Consider the following 20,009-nt stretch of genomic DNA (forward strand, 5'->3'; position numbering starts at 1 on the left):
AAATGCCTACGCGGCTACTTCTGTTCTTTTTGTGTCGGATTTCAAAATTCGATAAAAAGCAAATGTAATGATTAATGCGGGAATAACGTTCCAACGCTCATTAGCGCTTCGAGATGCTGCATTAGCAAGAATCCCCAAAGCTCCGAGAATTACAAAAGCTTTAACTATCCATTTTGGCTTAACTGCTATGCCGTAGGAGGAGCGAGTAAAAATCACTACCTGATAAGCAATTAGGGCAAAATTTAAAATGTAAACAATTCTTAGGTAAGTGGGAAAGACCTCAAATTGGCCACCAGCTGCGCGATCAAGTGCGTAAGAAGCACCCAACATGACACCACCAACTAAATATAGGTTCCAAGCAAAAGAAGCAAAAACTGCGGTTATAAAAGTTTTGTTCCTCATTTAACTATTCTCCTACAATCATTGGTTGCGCACCAGTGCATTGAATCAATTCGACATACGTTGTTGGATACACCGCATGAGGATGTCCAGCAGCAGCCCACACAACGTCGTAATCGTTTAGCGCTTCATCAATAAGGATGATTTCTGGCTTTGAAATCCACCCCAATGGGCTCACACCACCTATTGAAAATCCTGATTTTTCTTTCACATAATCAGCATCTACTCGGTCTAACTTATCTTCTCCTAATTGCCTTGCAACTAACTCAGTATCAACACGATGCCTACCTGATGTAATAACTAATAGCGGGCTTTGATCAGGTAGTTTAAAAATAATTGATGAAGCAATCTGACCAACTTCGATACCTAAAGCTGCTGCTGCCTCAGCTGCGCTCCGAGCACTATCTGCTAAAACCTTAATCTGCCCCTTAGCACCAATACTTATCAAAGCTTGTTGTACTCGTTTAACAGCAGATTTTTCTAAAACTCCATCCATCAATTACCTAGTTACATTTATTGAAAGCTTTTGAGCAGTTTCAATTAACTTAGTTATGAGTTGCTGATATGAAATACCGGTTTTCTCAATTAACTTTGGATAAACCGAGGTTGGAGTGAAGCCAGGCATAGTATTGATTTCATTAATTATGATCTGATTATCACTTGAATAGAAGAAATCAATTCTGGCCAATCCTTCACACCCAACTGCGCTAAATGCAAGTAAGGCAGCTTTTTGAATTTTTTCTTCAATGCCGGCTGGAAGAATTGCTGGTGATACAAGTTGCATAGAATTATCTAAATACTTAGCCTGAAAATCATAAAACTCATACTTATCTGAAATTACAATTTCTCCAACTGGTGATGTAGATAATTTGCCGTCTGCTTGCAAGACTGCGCATTCAATTTCTTTTCCAATTATTGCCTGCTCAATTATCACCTTAGTGTCAAAAGTCAGTGCGTGCTCAACAGCTGCAGTTAACTCAGTTGCTGCTTTAACTTTTGTTGTACCACGGCTTGAGCCACTTCTAGCTGGTTTAACAAATAGTGGATATTTAAGACTGCTTGGTAGTTCAAATTTTGAAGATGTTACAACTGTGCCTGCTGCAACATTTAAACCAGCAGATGCGAAAATAGGCTTTGCATAGGATTTATCCATACTTACCGCACACGCTAAAACACCTGAACCAACGTAGCGCTGCCCAATCATTTCAAAAAGCCCTTGGATAGTTCCATCTTCTCCATATGGTCCATGCAGAATCGGAAATGCAACATCGATTGCTAGGTTTTTCCCGCCAGAAAATAAACCTTGGCTAGTAACACTTATCTCTACTCCAGATTCTGGCACTACGGGTAAGGCACCATTTTGAATGATAAAACTTGTATCAGCTGGCAGAAGAAGCCATTTACCTGATTTAGTAATTCCAATTAGTACTGGTTCAAATTTATTTCGATCTATTGCGCCAAGAATTCCATTTGCTGAAACACATGAAATTTCATGCTCACTACTTTTCCCACCACATATAATTCCAACTCTAACTTTACTCATTAAATATCTGCCTTAATACTTACTTTCATTAATCTATCAACTGCATCTTTTGGATTTAATGTACCGGCAACGACATCTGAAACTACCTCGATTATTGGTGCTTCTACTCCTACTCGATGTGCAAGTTCTAGCATCGCACCTGCTGAATAAACACCCTCAACTGTTTTAACAACCTGAGCTCTAGCTTTAGTGATTGAACCAGTTTTTCCTAATACCTCACCAAAACTTCTATTTCTCGACAGAGGTGATTGCGCACTTGCTACGAGATCACCAATTCCAGCAAGTCCTAAGAAGGTAAGAGGATTAGCGCCATATGCCTCACCTAATTTAGCAACCTCAGCTAGCCCCCGAGTAATCATTAATCCTTGAGTATTCTCGCCATATCCCATACCAACTGCAATACCAACTGCAAGTGCAATCACGCTTTTAGCTGCGCCAGCAAATTCACAACCAATCAAGTCAGATGATGGGTAGATTCTAAAATAATTAGTTGAAAACATTTCAACCATTAAATCAATATTTTTTTGATTTTCAGATGCGGCAACTGCGCCAGCTGGCTGTCTCATAATAATTTCACTAGCTAAGTTTGGTCCAGTAATTATTCCTAATCTTGATTGATCTACTGCTAACACGTCTTGGACAACCTCAGTCATTCTAAATTGGGTTTCAACTTCTATACCTTTTAAGGTGCTTATAATTGGTAATTCCTCTGGAAAAAACCCCTTCCAATTTACTAAATTCTCTCGCAATGTTTGAGCTGGAATTGCTAGTAAAATTACCTCAGCAAACTCAAGTGCAGCTTTAATATCGGTAGTTGCTCTTAACTCTTTTGGTAGATCAATTCCTTTTAAAAACCTCCGATTTGAATGGCGACGATTTATTTCTCGTACTACTTTTTTGTTTCGCCCCCAAATTAAAACCTGCTGACCAGAATCAACCATTACCTGACCAAGTGTTGTTCCCCATGCTCCAGAACCTAAGACAGCAACTTTTTTCATTTTACTTCTTTCTTAAAATTACCAGTTCGAGGTAGGGCTGATTTTTTTGGATCAAATACCTCAAACGGTGCTTTCTCACCCCGAATATCTTCTAACAATTTAGTGATTGCACTCATCACATAAGCAGTTGCTTCTTCAACTGCAACTGGATCCTCTGCTTTTCCATACCATTTTGAAAAATCAAGTGGTGTTCCAGCTTGAATGATTACCTTTGTACGTGGAAATAACTTTGGCTTTTTTGAATATGCTGGCAAAATCTTTTGTGCACCCCACTGCGCGCATGGGATAACTGGAACTTGGGTAAGAATTGCAAGGCGAGCAATTCCGGTCTTAGCCTTCATGGGCCAGTAGTTAGCATCTCGAGTTAGTGTTCCTTCTGGATAGACACCTAGTAAATGGCCAGCTTTTAAAAATGCAATCGCATGTTGAAGTGCGTCTGAGGCAACACTGGTCTCGCGTTCAACTGGAATCTGACCCGCACCAAGTAAAACTCGCCCAATAATTGGCAGTTTAAAAAGTGACGCCTTACCTAAATACCTTGGTGCTCTGCCATTGTCATATAAAAAATGTGTAAAAAGAAGTGGATCTACATATGAGATGTGATTACAAACTGCAATTGCTGCTCCACTTTTTGGTAAATTTTCTACGCCACGCCAATCCCGCTTAGCGATTAAATTTAAGAGCGGCCTAACTAAATCTGCACCAAATCGAAACCAACTAGTTACACCTAATGGTTTTCCGCTAGGGGGTGCATAGGAAATCTTCAGATCTGTAGACACAACTTAATTCTACGACTATTACCGTTATTGGCCATAAATGAGCGTAAAAAACGGGACCTCATAGATGAGATCCCGTTAATTAATTTACTTTTTTAGCGACGCTTTGACTTCTTCGCTTTTCTAGCAGGCTTACGAGAAACCTTCTTTGCCTTGCCAGCTTTCTTAGCAGCCTTTACTGGCGCTACTTTTGCTGGTGGTGTTGGTGCTGCACCTAATTTACGTGCGCCAGAGATAACTTCTTTCAAACCCTTTGCAGGTAGAAAGCGAACCTTCTTGCTGGCTTTAATCTGAATTGATTCACCGGTAAATGGATTACGTCCCTTACGTGCTGGACGATCAACTTTCTTAAACTTACCGAAATCATTAATCATTACATCTTCACCCTTTGAGATATTGCGAACTACCGCATCAAAAACAACCTCAATAGCGCGAGCAGCTTCTTTCTTACTATCACCAAATTGTGGTGCTAGGTAAGCGATGAACTGGGCCTTGTTCATAATTTCCCCTTATTTACGCATAAACATTAAGCGTTTGCTTAACTAGGGTTAATCTATGGGGTGATGTGAAATAGTTTGGTTAATTAAATCGGTGTGTCGGCATCAAATTCTTATTATAAATCAAGGTTTTTTAAGGAAGTTTGCTAAACTCTAAAGAATTACTTTAGAGTTTAACTTAACGAATTGGTAGTGTTTTAGGCTTAAAACTCAATCTTTTTTCTTCAAACTTTGTTACCTCATCAATTTTTGTAAAGGTCAACCCAATATCATCTAAGCCTTCCATTAGTCGCCATCTGGTGTAATCATCGATGGCAAAGGCGATGCTTGCTGTGTCATATGAGACTGTCTTAGCCTCTAAATCAACAGTTATTTTGGTATCAGGTGCGCTTTCTACTTTTTTCCAAATTTTTTCAATCTCATCCTGTGGCAAAATAACTGTTAATAGCCCCATCTTTTGTGAATTACCTCGGAAGATGTCGGCAAATCTGCTGGATAAAACAACTTTAAAGCCATAATTTTGCAAAGCCCAAACCGCATGCTCTCTAGATGAGCCTGTACCAAAATCAGGGCCTACAACTAAAACTGTTGCACTCTTATATTGAGGTTGATTTAACTCAAATGTTGGATCATTGCGCCAGGCGGCAAATAGCCCATCTTCAAAACCGTTCTTAGTAATCCGCTTTAGATAAACAGCTGGGATTATTTGATCGGTATCAACATTGCTACGGCGCAGCGGTAAGGCGCTGCCGGTATGTTTAACAAATTTTTCCATGTTACAAATCCGCCGGTGAGGCTAATGTGCCCTTTAAAGCGGTAGCTGCTGCTACCAAAGGGCTAACTAAGTGGGTGCGGCCGCCCTTTCCTTGTCTGCCTTCAAAGTTACGGTTACTAGTAGATGCTGCTCGCTCACCTGGCTTTAGTTGATCAGGATTCATTCCTAGGCACATAGAGCAACCAGCACTGCGCCATTCAGCGCCAGCATCTAGAAACACTTTATCTAAGCCTTCAGCTTCTGCTTGCAATCTAACTCGAGCAGAGCCTGGCACAACTAAAAGCCTAAGTGTTGATGCAATCTTTTTTCCTTTTAAAATATCAGCGGCAGATCTTAAATCTTCAATCCGTCCATTTGTACAAGAACCTAAGAAAACAGTATCTACTTTAATTGATTTAAGCGGAGTCCCTGGTTTTAAATCCATATACTCTAAAGCGCGTTCAGCTGCTCCGCGATCTTCAGCATTACTTAAATCTGCTGGGTTTGGCACAGATCCACTAAGTGGCAAACCTTGACCTGGATTAGTTCCCCAGGTTACAAATGGTGCTAATTCATCAGCATTTAAGTTAATTTCTTTATCAAATTTTGCATCAGCATCAGTAGATAATGTTTTCCAATAAGTAAGAGCGGCATCCCAATCAGCTCCTGCTGGTGCGTGAGGCTTTGTCTTAACATAATCAAATGTTGTTTGATCAGGTGCAATTAAACCTGCTCTAGCACCGGCCTCAATTGACATGTTACAAATTGTCATACGAGCCTCCATTGAAAGCACTCTAATTGCACTACCTCGGTACTCAAGAATGTAACCCTGGCCACCACCAGTTCCAATTTTTGCAATTACTGCCAAAATAATATCTTTGCTAGTCACTCCTGGTTTTAATGTGCCTTCAACATTTATTGCCATAGTCTTTGGTCGAAGTAATGGCAAGGTTTGAGTTGCAAGAACATGCTCAACCTCACTTGTACCAATTCCAAATGCTAACGCTCCAAAAGCTCCATGAGTTGAGGTGTGTGAATCCCCGCAAACAATTGTCATACCTGGTTGAGTTATACCCAGTTGTGGTCCAACCACATGCACAATTCCCTGCTCAACATCACCTAGTGAATGTATTCGTACACCAAACTCAGCACAATTTTTTCGAAGAGTATCTACTTGCAATTTTGAAACGGGATCAGCAATCGGTTTATCAATATTAAGAGTAGGAACATTGTGGTCTTCAGTTGCAATAGTTAATTCAGGCCGGCGCACCTTTCGATTTGCAAGGCGCAGGCCATCAAATGCTTGTGGGCTAGTTACTTCATGAATTAAATGTAGGTCAATGTAAAGTAGATCTGGTTCACCCACTTTTGAGCTGACAATATGCTCAGTCCAAATCTTCTCCGCTAACGTCTTACCCATTTCCTACTTACTCCCTTATCTTGCAAAATATTCACTAGATTTGCTTCTCACCTAATGAGATGGCATTATCAGAGTGTGGACAAGAAGAATAGCGGAGTTGGTGTATTAGACAAAGCCTTACGCATCCTTGCCGCATTAGAGGCCGGTCCGCAATCATTAAGTGAACTTGTTGCCACCACCGCCATTGCAAGACCTACCGCCCATCGATTAGCCGTCGCCCTTGAGCACCACCGATTAGTTAGTAGGGATTTTTCTGGTCGATTTATTTTAGGCACCCGCTCATCTGAGTTGGCTGCAGCAGCTGGTGAGGATAAGTTACTAGCAATTGCAACACCTGCCCTTACTGCACTTAGAGATGCAACTAGTGAGAGCGCACAGCTCTACCGCCGGCAAGGTGATCTACGAATTTGCGTAGCTACTGCAGAGCGATTAACCGGATTAAGAGATTCTGTCCCAGTTGGCACTGTATTTACTATGCAGGCTGGCTCTGCTGCTCAGATTTTACTTGCGTGGGAGGACCCAGAAAAACTTCATCGTGGATTAGTAAATGCAAAATTTACAGCAGCAAATCTTGCCGCTGTTCGCCGCCGTGGTTGGGCGCAATCAGTTGGTGAGCGAGAGGCTGGGGTGGCATCAGTTTCAGCACCTGTTCGTGGACCAAATAATAAAGTAATTGCTGCGGTAAGTATTAGTGGGCCAATGGAAAGATTAAGTCGTCAGCCAGGCAGGCTTCACGCTGCAGCAATTGTTGCTACTGCTGCAAGATTAAGTGACTACTTACTAAAAAATAATAAGTAAGTAGCTCCGAGGGGATTCGAACCCCCGTAGCTGGCTTGAGAAGCCAGAGTCCTAGGCCACTAGACGACGGAGCCGTACGGTAGAACATAAATAAATCGCTGGGGTACCAGGACTCGAACCTAGACAAGCTGAACCAGAATCAGCTGGGCTGCCAATTACCCCATACCCCATTATTTATTTTTAATGCAGGGATAAGAATACCCTGCACCACAATTTATTTGGAAATCCCCGCCCTAATTCGTGCGATCGAGCGCTCCTTGCCTAACAACTCTAATGATTCAAATAATGGTGGTGAAATATGAGAACCAGTTACAGCAATTCGAAGTGCGCTAAAGGCAATTCTTGGTTTAAGTCCTAGTTCATCAATTAATGCGCTACGTAATACCTCTTCAATACTTGTGTGATTCCAGGTAGAAAGTGGCTCAATTTTCGCTAACGCAACCATTAAAACCTGTTGTGATCCTTCATCTTTTATCTTTGGTAACTCATCTGGGGCTACTACAAAATCCTTAACAAATAGAAAATTCAGCATGGCAGGGATTTCAGCTAAAGTAATAATTCGCTCTTGGATTATTGGTAGAGCTGATTTAACAATCGCAATCTCTTCCGGTGTACCAGTAATAACCTTTTCTTTAATTAAAAATGGCAAAGCCCACTCTAAAAACTTATCTAAGGTGAGGGCTCGAATTTTATCCCCATTAATTGCTTCAAGTTTTTTCGGATCAAATCTAGCTGGGCTGCTGTTAACTCGTTCAATGGTAAATAACTGAACTAATTCAGTCATAGATATATTTTCTTTATCATCTCCAGGTGACCAACCAAGAAGGGCTAAATAATTACAAATGGCTTCGGGCAAATAGCCATGTTCGCGATACCAATTAATTGATACTTCACCATTTCGCTTTGATAATTTTGCATTATCTTGTCCCATCACAAATGGTAGATGGGCAAATACTGGATACTGCGCTGGGGTAAGGCCCATCGCTTGATAAACTCTAATCTGCCTTGGAGTAGATGAAAGTAAATCCTCTCCCCGTAGCACATGAGTTATCTTCATTAAAACATCATCAACTGCTACCGCAAGTGTATAAAGTGGTGAACCATCTGCTCGTGCTAAAACAAAATCTGGAACAAATTCATGTTCAAATTTAACCTCACCACGAATTAGATCAGTAAAAATTGTTTCCCCATTCGGCATGCGCATACGCACAACTGGTTTGCGGCCAGCAGATTTATATTGCTCAATTTGTGCATCTGATAAATCTCGGCATTTACCGTCATAACCAGGTGCTTTGTTATTTTTCATTTGCACCTGCCTGCGCTCCTCTAACTCTTCAGAGCTGCAATAGCAATAATAAGCATCACCTTGATCTAAAAACTTTTGTGACCACTGACTATAAATATCTAATCTTTCTGATTGTAAATAGGGGCCATACTCACCACCCACTTCAGGTCCTTCATCCCAATCTAATCCGAGCCACTTTAAACTTTGAATTGCGGCTTGGATGTACTCATCTGTTACACGTTCTTTATCAGTATCCTCAATTCGAAAAATTAATTTTCCGCCAGTATGCCTTGCATATGCCCAATCAAATAGGGCAGTTCTTATGTTTCCGACATGCAGATCACCAGTTGGTGATGGTGCAAATCGCACACGTACTTCAGAATTATTGGCCACGAGAAGAGACCTTATTAGTAAGAGCGCCCAAACCATCAATTGCCACAGTAATTGATGCTCCAGATGGCATAGGACCGATACCAGCAGGTGTGCCGGTAAGAATTACATCTCCAGGAAGTAGTGTCATTACATTTGTTACAAACTCAATTATTTGTGGGACCTTAAATATCATCTCTGAAAGCATAGAGGACTGCTTTACCTCACCATTTAGTGTGGAGGTTATTTTTTGATTTCCTGGAATAAATTCTGTTTCAATCCAAGGTCCAAGTGGGCAAAAAGTGTCAAACCCCTTAGCTCTACTCCACTGCCCATCCTTCTTTTGAAGATCTCTAGCAGTAACATCATTTGCCAGTGTGTAGCCATAAATAACATCTTTTGCTTTTGATGCTGGAACTTCCTTACAAATACGCCCAATTACTATTGCAAGTTCTGCTTCATAATCAACTCGCTCACTCATTCTTGGCCAGATTATTACCTCATTTGGTCCAATAACTGATGTATTTGGTTTAATAAAAATTATGGGCTCACTTGGAACTTCTGAATCCATTTCAGCGGCATGATCCGCGTAGTTTTTACCAATGCAAACTACTTTGCTACGGGGTATTACTGGTGCGAGCAACTTAACATCACTTAGTTTTAAACTTTTCTCTGCTGGAACAATGCCAGAATAAATTGGATCTCCACGTAAAACCAATATTGCATCTTGATCATTTAATACCCCAAATAATGGATCAGTTCCTACCCCAAGCTTTTCTGGAGCTGAGAATCTAATTATCCGCATTAGAGCATCTTACAACTGATCTGTTGCCTGACTCGTTTCCGCAATTTTTTCAACTAATACTGTTGCGATTCTATGGCGCCTACCAACTGGTCGCTCTGCTGTTAGTTTCCAGCCGGGAACAGTTATTGTGCTACCAGGAATTGGTACGCGACCAAGGTGTTTCGCAATTAAACCACCAATAGTGTCAACATCTTCAATTTCTTCCACTGTGAAACTTGTTTCAAATTTTTCGGCAAAATCTTCCACATGTAATCTTGCTGAGATACGAGCTTTTTCTTTATCTATCCATTCAACTTCCTCAGCTTCATCATCATCATATTCATCAGCAATTTCACCAACGATCTCTTCTAAAATATCTTCAATTGTTATTAAGCCAGCAGTTCCGCCGTATTCATCAACCACAATAGCCATATGTATTTGATCGCGCTGCATCTGTTTTAACAGCTCATCTGCAGTTTTAGTCTCTGGTACATATGTTGCTTTACGCAAATGTTCTTCAACATTTTCACTCTGTTCTGCGTCATGATTTTCATGAACTCGCCTTGCTAAATCCTTAACATAAGCAATTCCCACAACATTATCTAAATTCTCTGAAATGACTGGAATTCTGGTAAAGCCAGAGCGCAGCGCAAGGGATAGTCCTTGTCTTAAATTCTTTCCAGATTCAATCCAAACCATCTCAGTTCTTGGAACCATTAACTCCCTGACCATTGTCTCCCCAAGATCAAAAACAGAATGAATCATCTCCCTCTCAGATTCTTCGACAAAGCCACTTTCGCTCGCTTGGTCTACTAAGTCACGAAACTCAGCTTCGGTTGAAAATGGCCCAGATTTAAAACCCTTACCTGGTGTGATTGCATTTCCTACTGTAATTAATAAATTAGTAAGCGGGCTAAGTAATTTTGAAAGCAAATCTGCAGTGATGATTGCTGGCTTTGACCAAGAGAGTGCATTTTGTTTACCAAGAGTTCTTGGACCAACTCCAACAATTACATAAGATATCGCCACCATTAAAACAATTGTTTGCGTTAAAGCCACTGCTTTATTATCAGTTATCTCAATAAATGCAGCCGCAACTAAAACAGTTGCAGTTAATTCACAACACTTTCTTACTAGTAATAAAACATTTAGATATCTAGCAGGATTTTCAGTGAATCTGGAAAACTTACTTGCATACTTGGGTTTTGCATCAATAACTTGTTCAATTAGCAATCTTGATAAAGATGTAAGCGCTGATTCACTACCAGCTAAAAACCCAGCAAAAACTAATAAAATAATGACGGAAAATAAAGTAGCAAGACTCATACTTTCATCCGCCACTGATTAAGAAAGTCTTCTTGAAGTTTAAACATTATTTCTTCATCTAATATTTCTTGATGGTCATATCCAAGCAGGTGTAGAACTCCATGAACGGTAAGTAGTTCAAGTTCTTTTTCTAAAGACTGTTTACCATTTTTTTCTGCAAATGCTGGGCAAAGAACAATATCTCCAATAATGCCTGGGCCATTAGATGCTGAATTTGGTTTCATCTCATCCATTGGAAAAGATAAGACATCAGTTGGACCAGGTAGATTCATCCATTTCACATGTAACTCAGATATTTCTTCTTCAGTTACTAATCTAATTGCTAACTCAGAGTCTGGGTGGATACCTAATTTATTTAATGCAAACTCAGCGACAGACTGAATGCCTTTTTCATTGCACTTAACATGTGAATTATTTTCTAATTCTATTTTCATAAGTATTTGCTCAAAGTTCTGAGCTATTAACGATCACCTTTTCCGCTTCGAATAGGAAAGGTTGATTTTGAAATATTCTCATCCCAATTTCCATATGCGGTCACAATATCTCCAACTAAACGATTTCGGACAACATCTTCAGCATTTAAGTGCATGAAAGCTATATCGTCGACATCTTTTAGAATATCTTGAACAATTTTTAAACCGGATTGTGAATTATTAGGTAGATCAATCTGAGTTACATCTCCAGTAACAACCATTCTTGAACCAAAACCAAGTCTAGTTAAAAACATTTTCATCTGTTCAGCAGTTGTATTTTGCGCTTCATCTAAAATGATAAAAGCATCATTAAGGGTACGGCCTCGCATATATGCAAGAGGTGCTACCTCAATTACCCCAGAATTCATCAATCTAGGAATAGCATCTTGATCAATCATGTCGTGTAGAGCATCAAATAGCGGGCGAAGATACGGATCAATTTTTTCATGAAGTGTTCCTGGAAGAAATCCTAATCTCTCCCCTGCCTCAACAGCTGGCCTAGTTAAAATTATTCTATTTACCTGCTTTGACTGCAGAGATTGTATTGCTTTTGCCATCGCTAGATAAGTTTTACCAGAACCTGCTGGACCAATTCCAAAAGTAATTGTATTGGTATCAATTGCATCAACATATTTCTTTTGATTAGCAGTTTTTGGACGAATAGTTTTCCCACGGTTACTCAAAATATTAAGTGAGAGTACCTCAGCTGGATGTTCTGCAGGATCTTGTTTAATCATTCCAATTGATCTACGGACCATGTCAGTATTTAAGTTTTGACCACTACGCAAAATCGCAATTAGTTCTTCAACTAAGCCCTCAAATTGCTTAGCAACTTCAATCTCACCTTTTACATAGATTTCATTACCGCGAACTGTGATTGAGAGTTGAGAAAATTCACTTTCTAAAATTCTAAGATATGAGTCACTTGGACCAATAAGTGCGACCATAGCAAATGCGGTCGGAACTTTAATTACGATTGGATCCATTAATCTAATTGTATATTTAACCTGGTGGCCAAGCGAATGATCTGCCACCTAAGAGATGTAAGTGAGCGTGGAAAACTGATTGCCCAGCCTCCAAACCCGTGTTTGCATTGGTCCGATAGCTTTTTAAACCTAATTCATGAGCAATCTCACCTGCAACTTTAAATATCTGGCCAGCTAAATCAGCATCAGCATTAGCAACTTCTGCCATATTCTCAAAGTGCTTGTTTGGAATTATCAATACGTGTGTTGGGGCTTGAGGAGTAATATCTTTAAAGGCAGTAATCGAATCTGTTTTTTTAACAACGGTAGCTGGAATATCTCCACTAACAATCTTACAAAATAAGCAATCCATTATTACCACCGCCCTAACTTAGTTTGAATTGACGCAAGAGCAGCAAATCCAGCATGTGCTGAGCGCAATACTGGCTCACCTAACCGGACTAGATTTCCGCCTTTCGCTTTAAAAATTTCAAGCTCGCCCTCCGCAATTCCACCCTCAGGTCCAATTATTAGGTAAATAGCAGATGCGCTCTGTGAAATAGTTAGGTCTGAGAATTTTTGATCAGCACTCTCATGAAAAACAATAATGCAATCACTTACTGCCATCTGCTCAATAATTTGTTTTGTGCTCATCACTTTCTCTAATTTAGGTAGGTTAACTCTTCGAGATTGCTTACTTGCTTCTTTAATTGAAGTACTCCACTTATCGTAAGAGTTAGATTGCCATTTACTAATACAGCGATCTGCTTGCCAAGGGATTATTCGATCCATACCAGCTACAGTAATTAGCTCTAACATTTCTTTATTACGATCAGATTTAGTTATAGCCTGCACAAGGATTAATTCAGGTTTTTTAATTTTCTCAACACCATTTGAGGTGACTGTTATTTTAAGACTTTTCTTAGCAATTTCAGAGATTGGTCCAGATACCCAACTGCCTTTCCCATCTGAAATTTTAATCTCTTCACCAATTTTAAGACGCATAACTTTGATTGCATGATGAGCCTCATCACTATCAAGTATCTGTGTTTTACTACCACTTAATTCATCAACGAAAAATAAGGAAAGCACTAGCGGAAAGCATTTCTTACTTTACTGAAGAAACCCTCGTCTTGGCTTTTGTGAATTGATACCTTCCCTGGCTCATCATTTCTGGATTGTGCAAATTTTCTTAGCAAATCACTCTGCTCTTTATTTAATTTACTTGGGATTGTTACCTCAATATGAACCATTAAATCCCCTCTTCCGGAGCCGCGTAGTTTAGTTACACCAAGTCCACGCAGTGATACGGTAGACCCGCTTTGAGTTCCTTCATGTATTTCAACACTTTGTTTACCATCTAATGTATCAATCTCCACCGTAGTCCCAAGTGCTGCAGATGCCATTGGTATCGCAACTGATATATGTAAATTATTATTTTCTCGAACTAAAAATTCATGGGCTAATTCAACTATTTCAACATACAAATCACCCGCTGGACCACCACCTGGACCAACTTCACCCTGCCCACTTAGTTGAATACGATTACCGGTTTCAACTCCTGCTGGAATTTTTACAGGAATACTCTTGCGGGAGCGAACTCGACCATCACCAGCACATTCACTACATGGATCAGAAATAATTGAGCCAAATCCTTGGCAGCTATTGCATGGTCTACTTGTCATGACCTGGCCTAAAATTGATCTAGCAACTTGCTGAGTCTCCCCTCTACCTTTGCAAATATCACATGTACGTGGTCTTGAATTATTAGCGCAACCTGTACCTGCGCATTTGGTACATGAAATAGCAGTCTCAACGTTTAATTCTCGCTCACAGCCAAATGTTGCATCTTTAAGATCAACTTCAACTCTTATTAAAGCATCTTGTCCTGCCCTTGTTCTTGGCCTAGGACCGCGTTGCTGGCCACCACCAAAAAATGCATCCATAATGTCGCCAAAACCAAAGCCAGCATTGCCAAAGCCAGAACCGAAACCGTTTCCGCCAACATCATAATTTTGTCGTTTATCAGGATCACTTAAGACTTCATATGCTGCCGTAATTTCCTTGAATTTCTCAGACATTTTTGGGTCTGGATTAACATCTGGATGATAACTACGAGCTAATTTACGATAAGCCTTTTTAATATCATCAAAACTTGCATCTCTTCCAACGCCGAGAGTTTCGTATAAATCAGCCATCTTTTATTTATTCTCCGTTAGAAATCTTCCAACATAATTGGCTACCGCATTTACTGCTGTAATTGATGCTGCGTAATCCATACGAGTTGGTCCTAGAATTCCTAGGGCGCCAATATCTGCATATCCAACCGATACCAAACTAGTTTTACGCAAACTTTTCTCACTCTGCTCATCTCCAATTTGAACTCTGACTGAAGAATCTGTGCCAGATAATAATCTAAGCAATACCACCTGCTCCTCTAATGCCTCCAAAATTGGATGGATACTGCTTGATAAATCTTGGTTGGCACGAGCTAAATTTGAAGTTCCAGCTAAGACTACTCTCTCCTCTGGATGCTCTATTGCCATCTCAATTAAAGTGGCAATTACTACCAAAACATTTGATTTATCGCTACCTCTATAAGTACTCGCAAGTGAATCTAATTTATCTGCGACATTCGCTAATGATTGTGTCGCGATAGCCATATTTAATTTTTTGTGTAGATCAGAAAGAGCACTCTCACTAATATCAAATGGAATCTCAACCATTCTTTGTTCAACTCTGCCAGTATCTGTAATTAAAACAACCATAACTCGAGCTGGGTTAAGCAAAACTAATTCAATATGCCTTACTTTTGCTTTACTAAGTGATGGATACTGAACAACAGCTACTTGTTTTGTGACTTGCGCTAGGAGGCGAACTGTCCGACTAATTACATCATCTAAATCAGAGGCACCATCTAAGAAATTCTCAATCGCTTTGCGCTCAGCATTAGAAAGAGGTTTAACTTGATCAAGTTGGTCTACAAATACTCGATACCCTTTATTTGTAGGGATTCGTCCAGCGCTAGTGTGTGGTTGAGTAATTAATCCAGCATCTTCTAGTACTGCCATCTCATTTCGAATAGTTGCAGGAGAAATTCCAAGTCCGGCACGGGATGCGATTGTTTTAGAACCAACAGGTTCCTCTGTTGCCACATACTCATCAACTATCGCTTTTAATATCTCAAGTTGCCTACTGGCCATTGTGCTACTCATAAGCCAACGCTACTACAACAGTATTTCGCGGACGATACGATCGGCGATGAGACGCCCATCTAGGGTCAAAGTTGCTCGTCCCAGATTCCAATTTTCTTGATCAAGGTGGCCACTATTTACATAATCTGTTAATTCCAAAATCTGCTGATTATTTAATGTATTTTTTTCTAATCCCTGGGGCAATCTAATTGAAAGCATTAATCTTTCACTTTCTATCTGTGAACCTTTTAATACTTCAGAGTCTAAAATTACTGTTTCATTAGCCTGAATTTTTTGTTTATATAAATTTGGATGCTTAACATTCCAAAACCTTTTTCCATTTATATGAGAATGAGCACCTGGGCCTGCTCCCCACCAATTATGACCTAGCCAATAAGCTAAATTGTGTTTACTTTGTGAATTCGGTTTAGCCCAATTACTTAACTCATACCAATTAAACCCAGCTGTTGTAAAAGCTTTATCTGCCATTATGTACTTCTCAGCAGTTAAATCATCATCTGGTTTTGTAATCTCACCACGCTTAATTTGTGCTGCTAGTTTTGTACCTTCTTCAACAATTAGAGCATAAGCAGAAATGTGAGATATAGGTAGCGCTAGTGCTGAATTAATTGATTGTTGCCAATCTTGCTTGCTCTCACCCGGTGTGCCATAAATTAAATCAACGGAAATTTCTTTAAAGCCAACCTCAGTAGCCCACTTAGTTACCTGCGGTAAATTCTCTGGATTATGGGTTCTATCGAGTGTTTTTAAAACATGTGGAACTGAGGACTGCATGCCAAATGAAATTCGATTTACTCCAGCATCATAAAATTGCTTTAGTTTTTCTTTTGTAACAGTGTCAGGATTAGTCTCAAGTGTTACTTCAGCAATTGGGTCTAATTTAAATTGCTCACTAATGGCAGTAATTACCCGCTTAATATCAGATGCTTCCATAAGAGAAGGGGTACCGCCACCAAAAAATATTGATGGAACTATGGCACTTTCGCCAACTTGATTTCTTGCAAATTCTATCTCTTTAACTAATAGATCAATATAAGAGTTAGATATTTGCGTTAACCCTTCAGTTAACTGCAGCTCAGCAGGTGTGTATGTATTAAAATCACAGTAACCACACCGTTTAACGCAATATGGGATATGAATATAAAAGGCTAGGTTCACTTACTTCTTCTTTTCACTCGCTTTATCCGAATCAGTTGTCAGTGCAGCAATAAATGCTTCTTGTGGCACTTCAACTCGTCCGACCATCTTCATTCGCTTCTTACCCTCTTTTTGCTTCTCAAGTAACTTACGTTTTCGAGTTATATCTCCACCGTAACATTTGGCTAAAACATCTTTACGAATAGCTCTAATGTTTTCACGTGCAATAATTTTTGCACCAATTGCTGCCTGAATAGGTACTTCAAACTGCTGACGGGGAATTAATTCATGCAACTTGCCGGTCATTGATACTCCGTAGGCATAAGCCTTATCGCGGTGAACAATTTGGCTAAATGCATCAACTTTTTCACCCTGTAATAAAATATCTACTTTTACTAAATCACCAGATTCTTCACCAATTGGCTCATAATCTAAAGATGCATAACCGCGAGTACGGGATTTAAGTTGATCAAAAAAATCAAAAACTATCTCAGCAAGTGGCAGGGTATAGCGAATTTCAATTCGATCTTCAGATAAATAATCCATTCCTTTTTGCACACCCCGGCGCTGTTGGCATAATTCCATAATCGTGCCAATGAATTCACTAGGGGCCAGGATGGTTGCCTTAACAATTGGTTCTTGTACTTCAGCAATTTTTCCATCTGGATACTCAGATGGGTTTGTTACAACTAATTTTTTACCATCATCGAGTGTGACGTTATAGACCACGCTAGGTGCAGTTGAAATTAAGGTTAAACCAGCTTCACGTTCTAATCTTTCTCTAACAATCTCCATATGAAGTAGGCCTAAGAAGCCACACCTAAATCCAAAACCTAATGCTGCTGAAGATTCTGGCTCAAATACTAGAGCTGCATCATTTAACTGCAACTTGTCTAGAGCCTCACGCAACATCGGATACTCAGCACCATCTAATGGGAAAAGACCAGAAAACACCATTGGCTTAGGATCTTTATAACCAGCAAGTGGCACAGTGGCAGGATTGTTGTATGTAGTAACTGTGTCACCAACTCGTGACTGTCGCACATCTTTTACACCAGTAATTAAATAACCAACTTCACCAACTCCTAAGCCTTTACTAGCTAAAGGCTCTGGCGAGATAACTCCAACCTCTAACATCTCATGTCTAACACCAGTTGAATACATCTGAATTTGATCACGTGGTGATAAATGTCCATCAATTACTCTCACGTAAGTAACAACGCCACGATAGGAGTCATAAACTGAGTCAAAAATTAATGCCCTAGTAGGTGCTTTAGGATCACCTACTGGTGCTGGAATTTGCTTCGTAATTTGATCAAGTAAAACCTCAACGCCTTGACCAGTTTTACCTGAGACGCGCAAACAATCCTCTGGCTTGCAACCAATTAGATTAGCTAATTCCTCAGCAAACTTTTCTGGCTGAGCTGCTGGTAAATCAATCTTATTTAAGACAGGAATAATTGTTAGGTTATTTTCCATAGCTAAATAAAGATTTGCTAGGGTTTGTGCTTCAATTCCTTGAGCGCAATCAACTAGTAATACGGCGCCTTCACATGCAGCAAGTGAACGTGAAACCTCATACGTAAAATCAACATGGCCCGGTGTATCAATCATATTTAATATGTATTCTTGATTATCAAGTCCAGATCGCCATGGCAATCTAACTGCTTGACTTTTGATTGTGATGCCTCGCTCGCGTTCAATATCCATTCGATCTAGATACTGTGCACGCATATTTCTATCTTCAACTACGCCAGTAATACCAAGCATTCGATCTGCCAGTGTTGATTTACCATGATCGATGTGGGCGATGATGCAGAAATTTCTAATCTGCATTGGGTTTGTTGCAGCAGGTTGCGGTGCTTTAGCAATCGAGATAGCAGGCATTTATGCCTTAGAGGTGTCTAAAAAATTAACGAATGCCAGCTTTGTTGGCCAACTTGGCCATCGCTGACTTTTTGTTTGCTGCGTTGTTTGCATGAATTACACCTTTTGATACAGCCATATCTAATGAACGAGAAGCATCGGTAAATTCACTCTTTATTTTCGCAGCATCACCAGATGTAACAGCATCACGGAATTTACGAATCGCAGTACGCAGTGCTGAGCGATATGCCTTGTTACGATCCTGCGCCTTGTTATTGGTGCGAATACGTTTGATCTGGGACTTAATATTTGCCACTTAGGATTACCTTTTCTCGTTGTTTATCTTAAAACTAACTTTAAGAAGATCCGTAGGGTATCAGCGTATGGCGCTTACGCTCAAACTGAGCGTGATTATCTGCCACTCCTTGCAGAACAAACCGTCATTATTGCCCGCTCTAAGGCATAAATGGGATCTGAGGCTGCCCCTTTGATATCAGCATCTGCATTAGCGATTGCGATAACTGCCTTGGTTAAACCAATCTCATTCCACCCAGATAACTGGCGACGAGCTTTATCTATCTGCCATGGTGGTAGCGCAAGTATGGATGCTAATTCAAAAGACTTACTGCTACTTGATTGTCCAGAGACTTTTGCTAACGTCCTAAGTGATGAAGCTAATGCGCTAACAATTAAAACTGGATCAGTACCAGTTGCAAGGGCATTACGTAAATTAATTAGTGCTATTGCCGTCTTACCATCGAGTGCGGCATCGGCAACATCAAATCCCGTACTTTCAACTCTTCCTTGCTGATACGCCCTGACATCATCCTCATCAATGATTTTGCTAAATGTAACATCAGAGGCTAGCTGTGAGCAGGCTGCACTTAACTCTTGAAGATCACTTCCTAATGAATCTATTAATGCTGATACAGCTTCAGTGCTAACTTTTCTTTCTAATCTTTTAAATTCTGAGCGAATAAAGTCAGACTTTTCACTATCTTTTTTTATCACTTCAAAAACAATAACTTCTGCTTTTGCTTTTTTAATCTTATCTACTAGTGCTTTCCCTTTAACACCACCCTTATGCCAAAGTATTAAGGTCAAATTCTCATCCTGATTTTCTAAATAATCACCAACTTCATCACTGCAATCAGATGCTAAATCTTGTATTTCCTTAATTACTACAACCCTCGCATCAGAAAATAATGATGGAGCCAGATTATCTGTAATAACGCCACTTTCAATTTCATCGGCCGATAAAGTTATTACTTGGGCACCAGGATTTGAAGCAATAATTTTTGAAATAGCTCTATCAGCTAACAAAGCCTCTGCGCCCTGAACTAAAACTAACCCCACTTAATTCGCCACCATTCTTTGCCGGTAACCCTGATCTTATTAGGTGAA

The 20,009-nt window shown here is 39.9% G+C and carries 22 protein-coding genes and 2 tRNA genes; 1 reads left to right on the top strand and 23 read right to left on the bottom strand.

Going from position 1 to position 20,009, the window contains the following annotated elements; translation table 11 throughout:
- Positions 1 to 6 precede the first annotated feature (6 nt).
- From B1sIIB91_RS03835 to leuC, 8 genes are all read right to left on the bottom strand, one after another.
- Positions 7 to 402 carry a hypothetical protein gene (locus tag B1sIIB91_RS03835; RefSeq protein WP_095688292.1) on the bottom strand — a complete coding sequence of 132 codons (396 nt, stop codon included), beginning with the start codon at positions 400 to 402 and terminating at the stop codon, positions 7 to 9.
- A gap of 4 nt (positions 403 to 406) precedes the next feature.
- Positions 407 to 895 (bottom strand): YbaK/EbsC family protein, encoded by a 489-nt coding sequence (locus B1sIIB91_RS03840; protein ID WP_095688293.1) that lies wholly within the window; start codon positions 893 to 895, stop codon positions 407 to 409.
- Positions 896 to 898: 3 nt separating this feature from the next.
- A complete protein-coding gene (locus B1sIIB91_RS03845; protein ID WP_095688294.1) occupies positions 899 to 1,942 on the bottom strand; it encodes a D-alanine--D-alanine ligase family protein in 1,044 nt (347 codons plus the stop codon).
- Positions 1,942 to 2,940, bottom strand: a complete 999-nt coding sequence (locus B1sIIB91_RS03850) for an NAD(P)H-dependent glycerol-3-phosphate dehydrogenase (RefSeq protein ID WP_095688295.1) — start codon at positions 2,938 to 2,940, stop codon at positions 1,942 to 1,944. Before B1sIIB91_RS03850 ends, B1sIIB91_RS03845 begins: the two co-directional genes overlap by 1 nt.
- Positions 2,937 to 3,719 (bottom strand): lysophospholipid acyltransferase family protein, encoded by a 783-nt coding sequence (locus B1sIIB91_RS03855; RefSeq protein ID WP_095688296.1) that lies wholly within the window; start codon positions 3,717 to 3,719, stop codon positions 2,937 to 2,939. Before B1sIIB91_RS03855 ends, B1sIIB91_RS03850 begins: the two co-directional genes overlap by 4 nt.
- Positions 3,720 to 3,811: 92 nt before the next feature.
- On the bottom strand, positions 3,812 to 4,216 hold the full coding sequence (locus B1sIIB91_RS03860) for an HU family DNA-binding protein (RefSeq protein WP_095688297.1): 405 nt from the start codon (positions 4,214 to 4,216) through the stop codon (positions 3,812 to 3,814).
- A gap of 175 nt (positions 4,217 to 4,391) precedes the next feature.
- Positions 4,392 to 4,988 (bottom strand): 3-isopropylmalate dehydratase small subunit, encoded by a 597-nt coding sequence (leuD, locus tag B1sIIB91_RS03865; protein ID WP_095688298.1) that lies wholly within the window; start codon positions 4,986 to 4,988, stop codon positions 4,392 to 4,394.
- Between the two features lies 1 nt (position 4,989).
- The gene (gene leuC / locus B1sIIB91_RS03870) at positions 4,990 to 6,387 is read right to left on the bottom strand and encodes a 3-isopropylmalate dehydratase large subunit (protein WP_095688299.1); all 1,398 of its coding nucleotides are present in this window, start codon (positions 6,385 to 6,387) and stop codon (positions 4,990 to 4,992) included.
- 54 nt (positions 6,388 to 6,441) lie between these two features.
- Between leuC and B1sIIB91_RS03875 the strand changes: the two genes are divergently transcribed.
- On the top strand, positions 6,442 to 7,185 hold the full coding sequence (locus B1sIIB91_RS03875) for an IclR family transcriptional regulator (protein ID WP_095688300.1): 744 nt from the start codon (positions 6,442 to 6,444) through the stop codon (positions 7,183 to 7,185).
- Between the two features lies 1 nt (position 7,186).
- Here B1sIIB91_RS03875 and B1sIIB91_RS03880 read toward each other — a convergent pair.
- The 15 genes from B1sIIB91_RS03880 to holA all read right to left on the bottom strand — a co-directional run bounded on the left by B1sIIB91_RS03880 (position 7,187) and on the right by holA (position 19,961).
- Positions 7,187 to 7,259, bottom strand: a tRNA-Glu gene (locus B1sIIB91_RS03880).
- A 24-nt stretch (positions 7,260 to 7,283) separates the two neighbouring features.
- Positions 7,284 to 7,355 (bottom strand) — tRNA-Gln (locus B1sIIB91_RS03885).
- 44 nt (positions 7,356 to 7,399) lie between these two features.
- Positions 7,400 to 8,863, bottom strand: coding sequence for a glutamate--tRNA ligase (gene gltX / locus B1sIIB91_RS03890; RefSeq protein WP_095688301.1), 1,464 nt, complete (start codon positions 8,861 to 8,863; stop codon positions 7,400 to 7,402).
- Positions 8,853 to 9,644, bottom strand: a complete 792-nt coding sequence (locus B1sIIB91_RS03895) for a fumarylacetoacetate hydrolase family protein (protein ID WP_095688302.1) — start codon at positions 9,642 to 9,644, stop codon at positions 8,853 to 8,855. The genes gltX and B1sIIB91_RS03895 overlap by 11 nt, the downstream gene beginning before the upstream one ends.
- Positions 9,645 to 9,653: 9 nt before the next feature.
- Positions 9,654 to 10,949 (bottom strand): hemolysin family protein, encoded by a 1,296-nt coding sequence (locus B1sIIB91_RS03900; RefSeq protein WP_095688303.1) that lies wholly within the window; start codon positions 10,947 to 10,949, stop codon positions 9,654 to 9,656.
- The gene (ybeY, locus tag B1sIIB91_RS03905; RefSeq protein WP_095688304.1) at positions 10,946 to 11,383 is read right to left on the bottom strand and encodes an rRNA maturation RNase YbeY; all 438 of its coding nucleotides are present in this window, start codon (positions 11,381 to 11,383) and stop codon (positions 10,946 to 10,948) included. The genes B1sIIB91_RS03900 and ybeY overlap by 4 nt, the downstream gene beginning before the upstream one ends.
- A gap of 26 nt (positions 11,384 to 11,409) precedes the next feature.
- Positions 11,410 to 12,408 carry a PhoH family protein gene (locus tag B1sIIB91_RS03910; RefSeq protein WP_095688305.1) on the bottom strand — a complete coding sequence of 333 codons (999 nt, stop codon included), beginning with the start codon at positions 12,406 to 12,408 and terminating at the stop codon, positions 11,410 to 11,412.
- 16 nt (positions 12,409 to 12,424) lie between these two features.
- A complete protein-coding gene (locus B1sIIB91_RS03915; RefSeq protein ID WP_095688306.1) occupies positions 12,425 to 12,760 on the bottom strand; it encodes a histidine triad nucleotide-binding protein in 336 nt (111 codons plus the stop codon).
- Between the two features lie 2 nt (positions 12,761 to 12,762).
- Complete coding sequence (locus B1sIIB91_RS03920; RefSeq protein WP_095688307.1) at positions 12,763 to 13,479, bottom strand: 16S rRNA (uracil(1498)-N(3))-methyltransferase; 717 nt, start codon at positions 13,477 to 13,479, stop codon at positions 12,763 to 12,765.
- Entirely contained in the window at positions 13,479 to 14,585 is a 1,107-nt protein-coding gene (dnaJ, locus tag B1sIIB91_RS03925; RefSeq protein WP_095688308.1) for a molecular chaperone DnaJ, read from the bottom strand. The genes B1sIIB91_RS03920 and dnaJ overlap by 1 nt, the downstream gene beginning before the upstream one ends.
- A gap of 3 nt (positions 14,586 to 14,588) precedes the next feature.
- On the bottom strand, positions 14,589 to 15,602 hold the full coding sequence (gene hrcA / locus B1sIIB91_RS03930; RefSeq protein WP_095688309.1) for a heat-inducible transcriptional repressor HrcA: 1,014 nt from the start codon (positions 15,600 to 15,602) through the stop codon (positions 14,589 to 14,591).
- 12 nt (positions 15,603 to 15,614) lie between these two features.
- Positions 15,615 to 16,760: a radical SAM family heme chaperone HemW gene (gene hemW / locus B1sIIB91_RS03935; RefSeq protein WP_095688310.1), complete on the bottom strand. Its 1,146-nt coding sequence runs from the start codon at positions 16,758 to 16,760 to the stop codon at positions 15,615 to 15,617.
- Positions 16,761 to 18,626 (bottom strand): translation elongation factor 4, encoded by a 1,866-nt coding sequence (gene lepA, locus B1sIIB91_RS03940; RefSeq protein ID WP_095688311.1) that lies wholly within the window; start codon positions 18,624 to 18,626, stop codon positions 16,761 to 16,763.
- A 25-nt stretch (positions 18,627 to 18,651) separates the two neighbouring features.
- On the bottom strand, positions 18,652 to 18,921 hold the full coding sequence (rpsT, locus tag B1sIIB91_RS03945) for a 30S ribosomal protein S20 (protein WP_095688312.1): 270 nt from the start codon (positions 18,919 to 18,921) through the stop codon (positions 18,652 to 18,654).
- A 95-nt stretch (positions 18,922 to 19,016) separates the two neighbouring features.
- Positions 19,017 to 19,961 carry a DNA polymerase III subunit delta gene (gene holA / locus B1sIIB91_RS03950; protein WP_095688313.1) on the bottom strand — a complete coding sequence of 315 codons (945 nt, stop codon included), beginning with the start codon at positions 19,959 to 19,961 and terminating at the stop codon, positions 19,017 to 19,019.
- Positions 19,962 to 20,009 lie beyond the last annotated feature (48 nt).

The organism is Candidatus Nanopelagicus abundans (assembly GCF_002288305.1).
Lineage (GTDB): Bacteria > Actinomycetota > Actinomycetes > Nanopelagicales > Nanopelagicaceae > Nanopelagicus > Nanopelagicus abundans.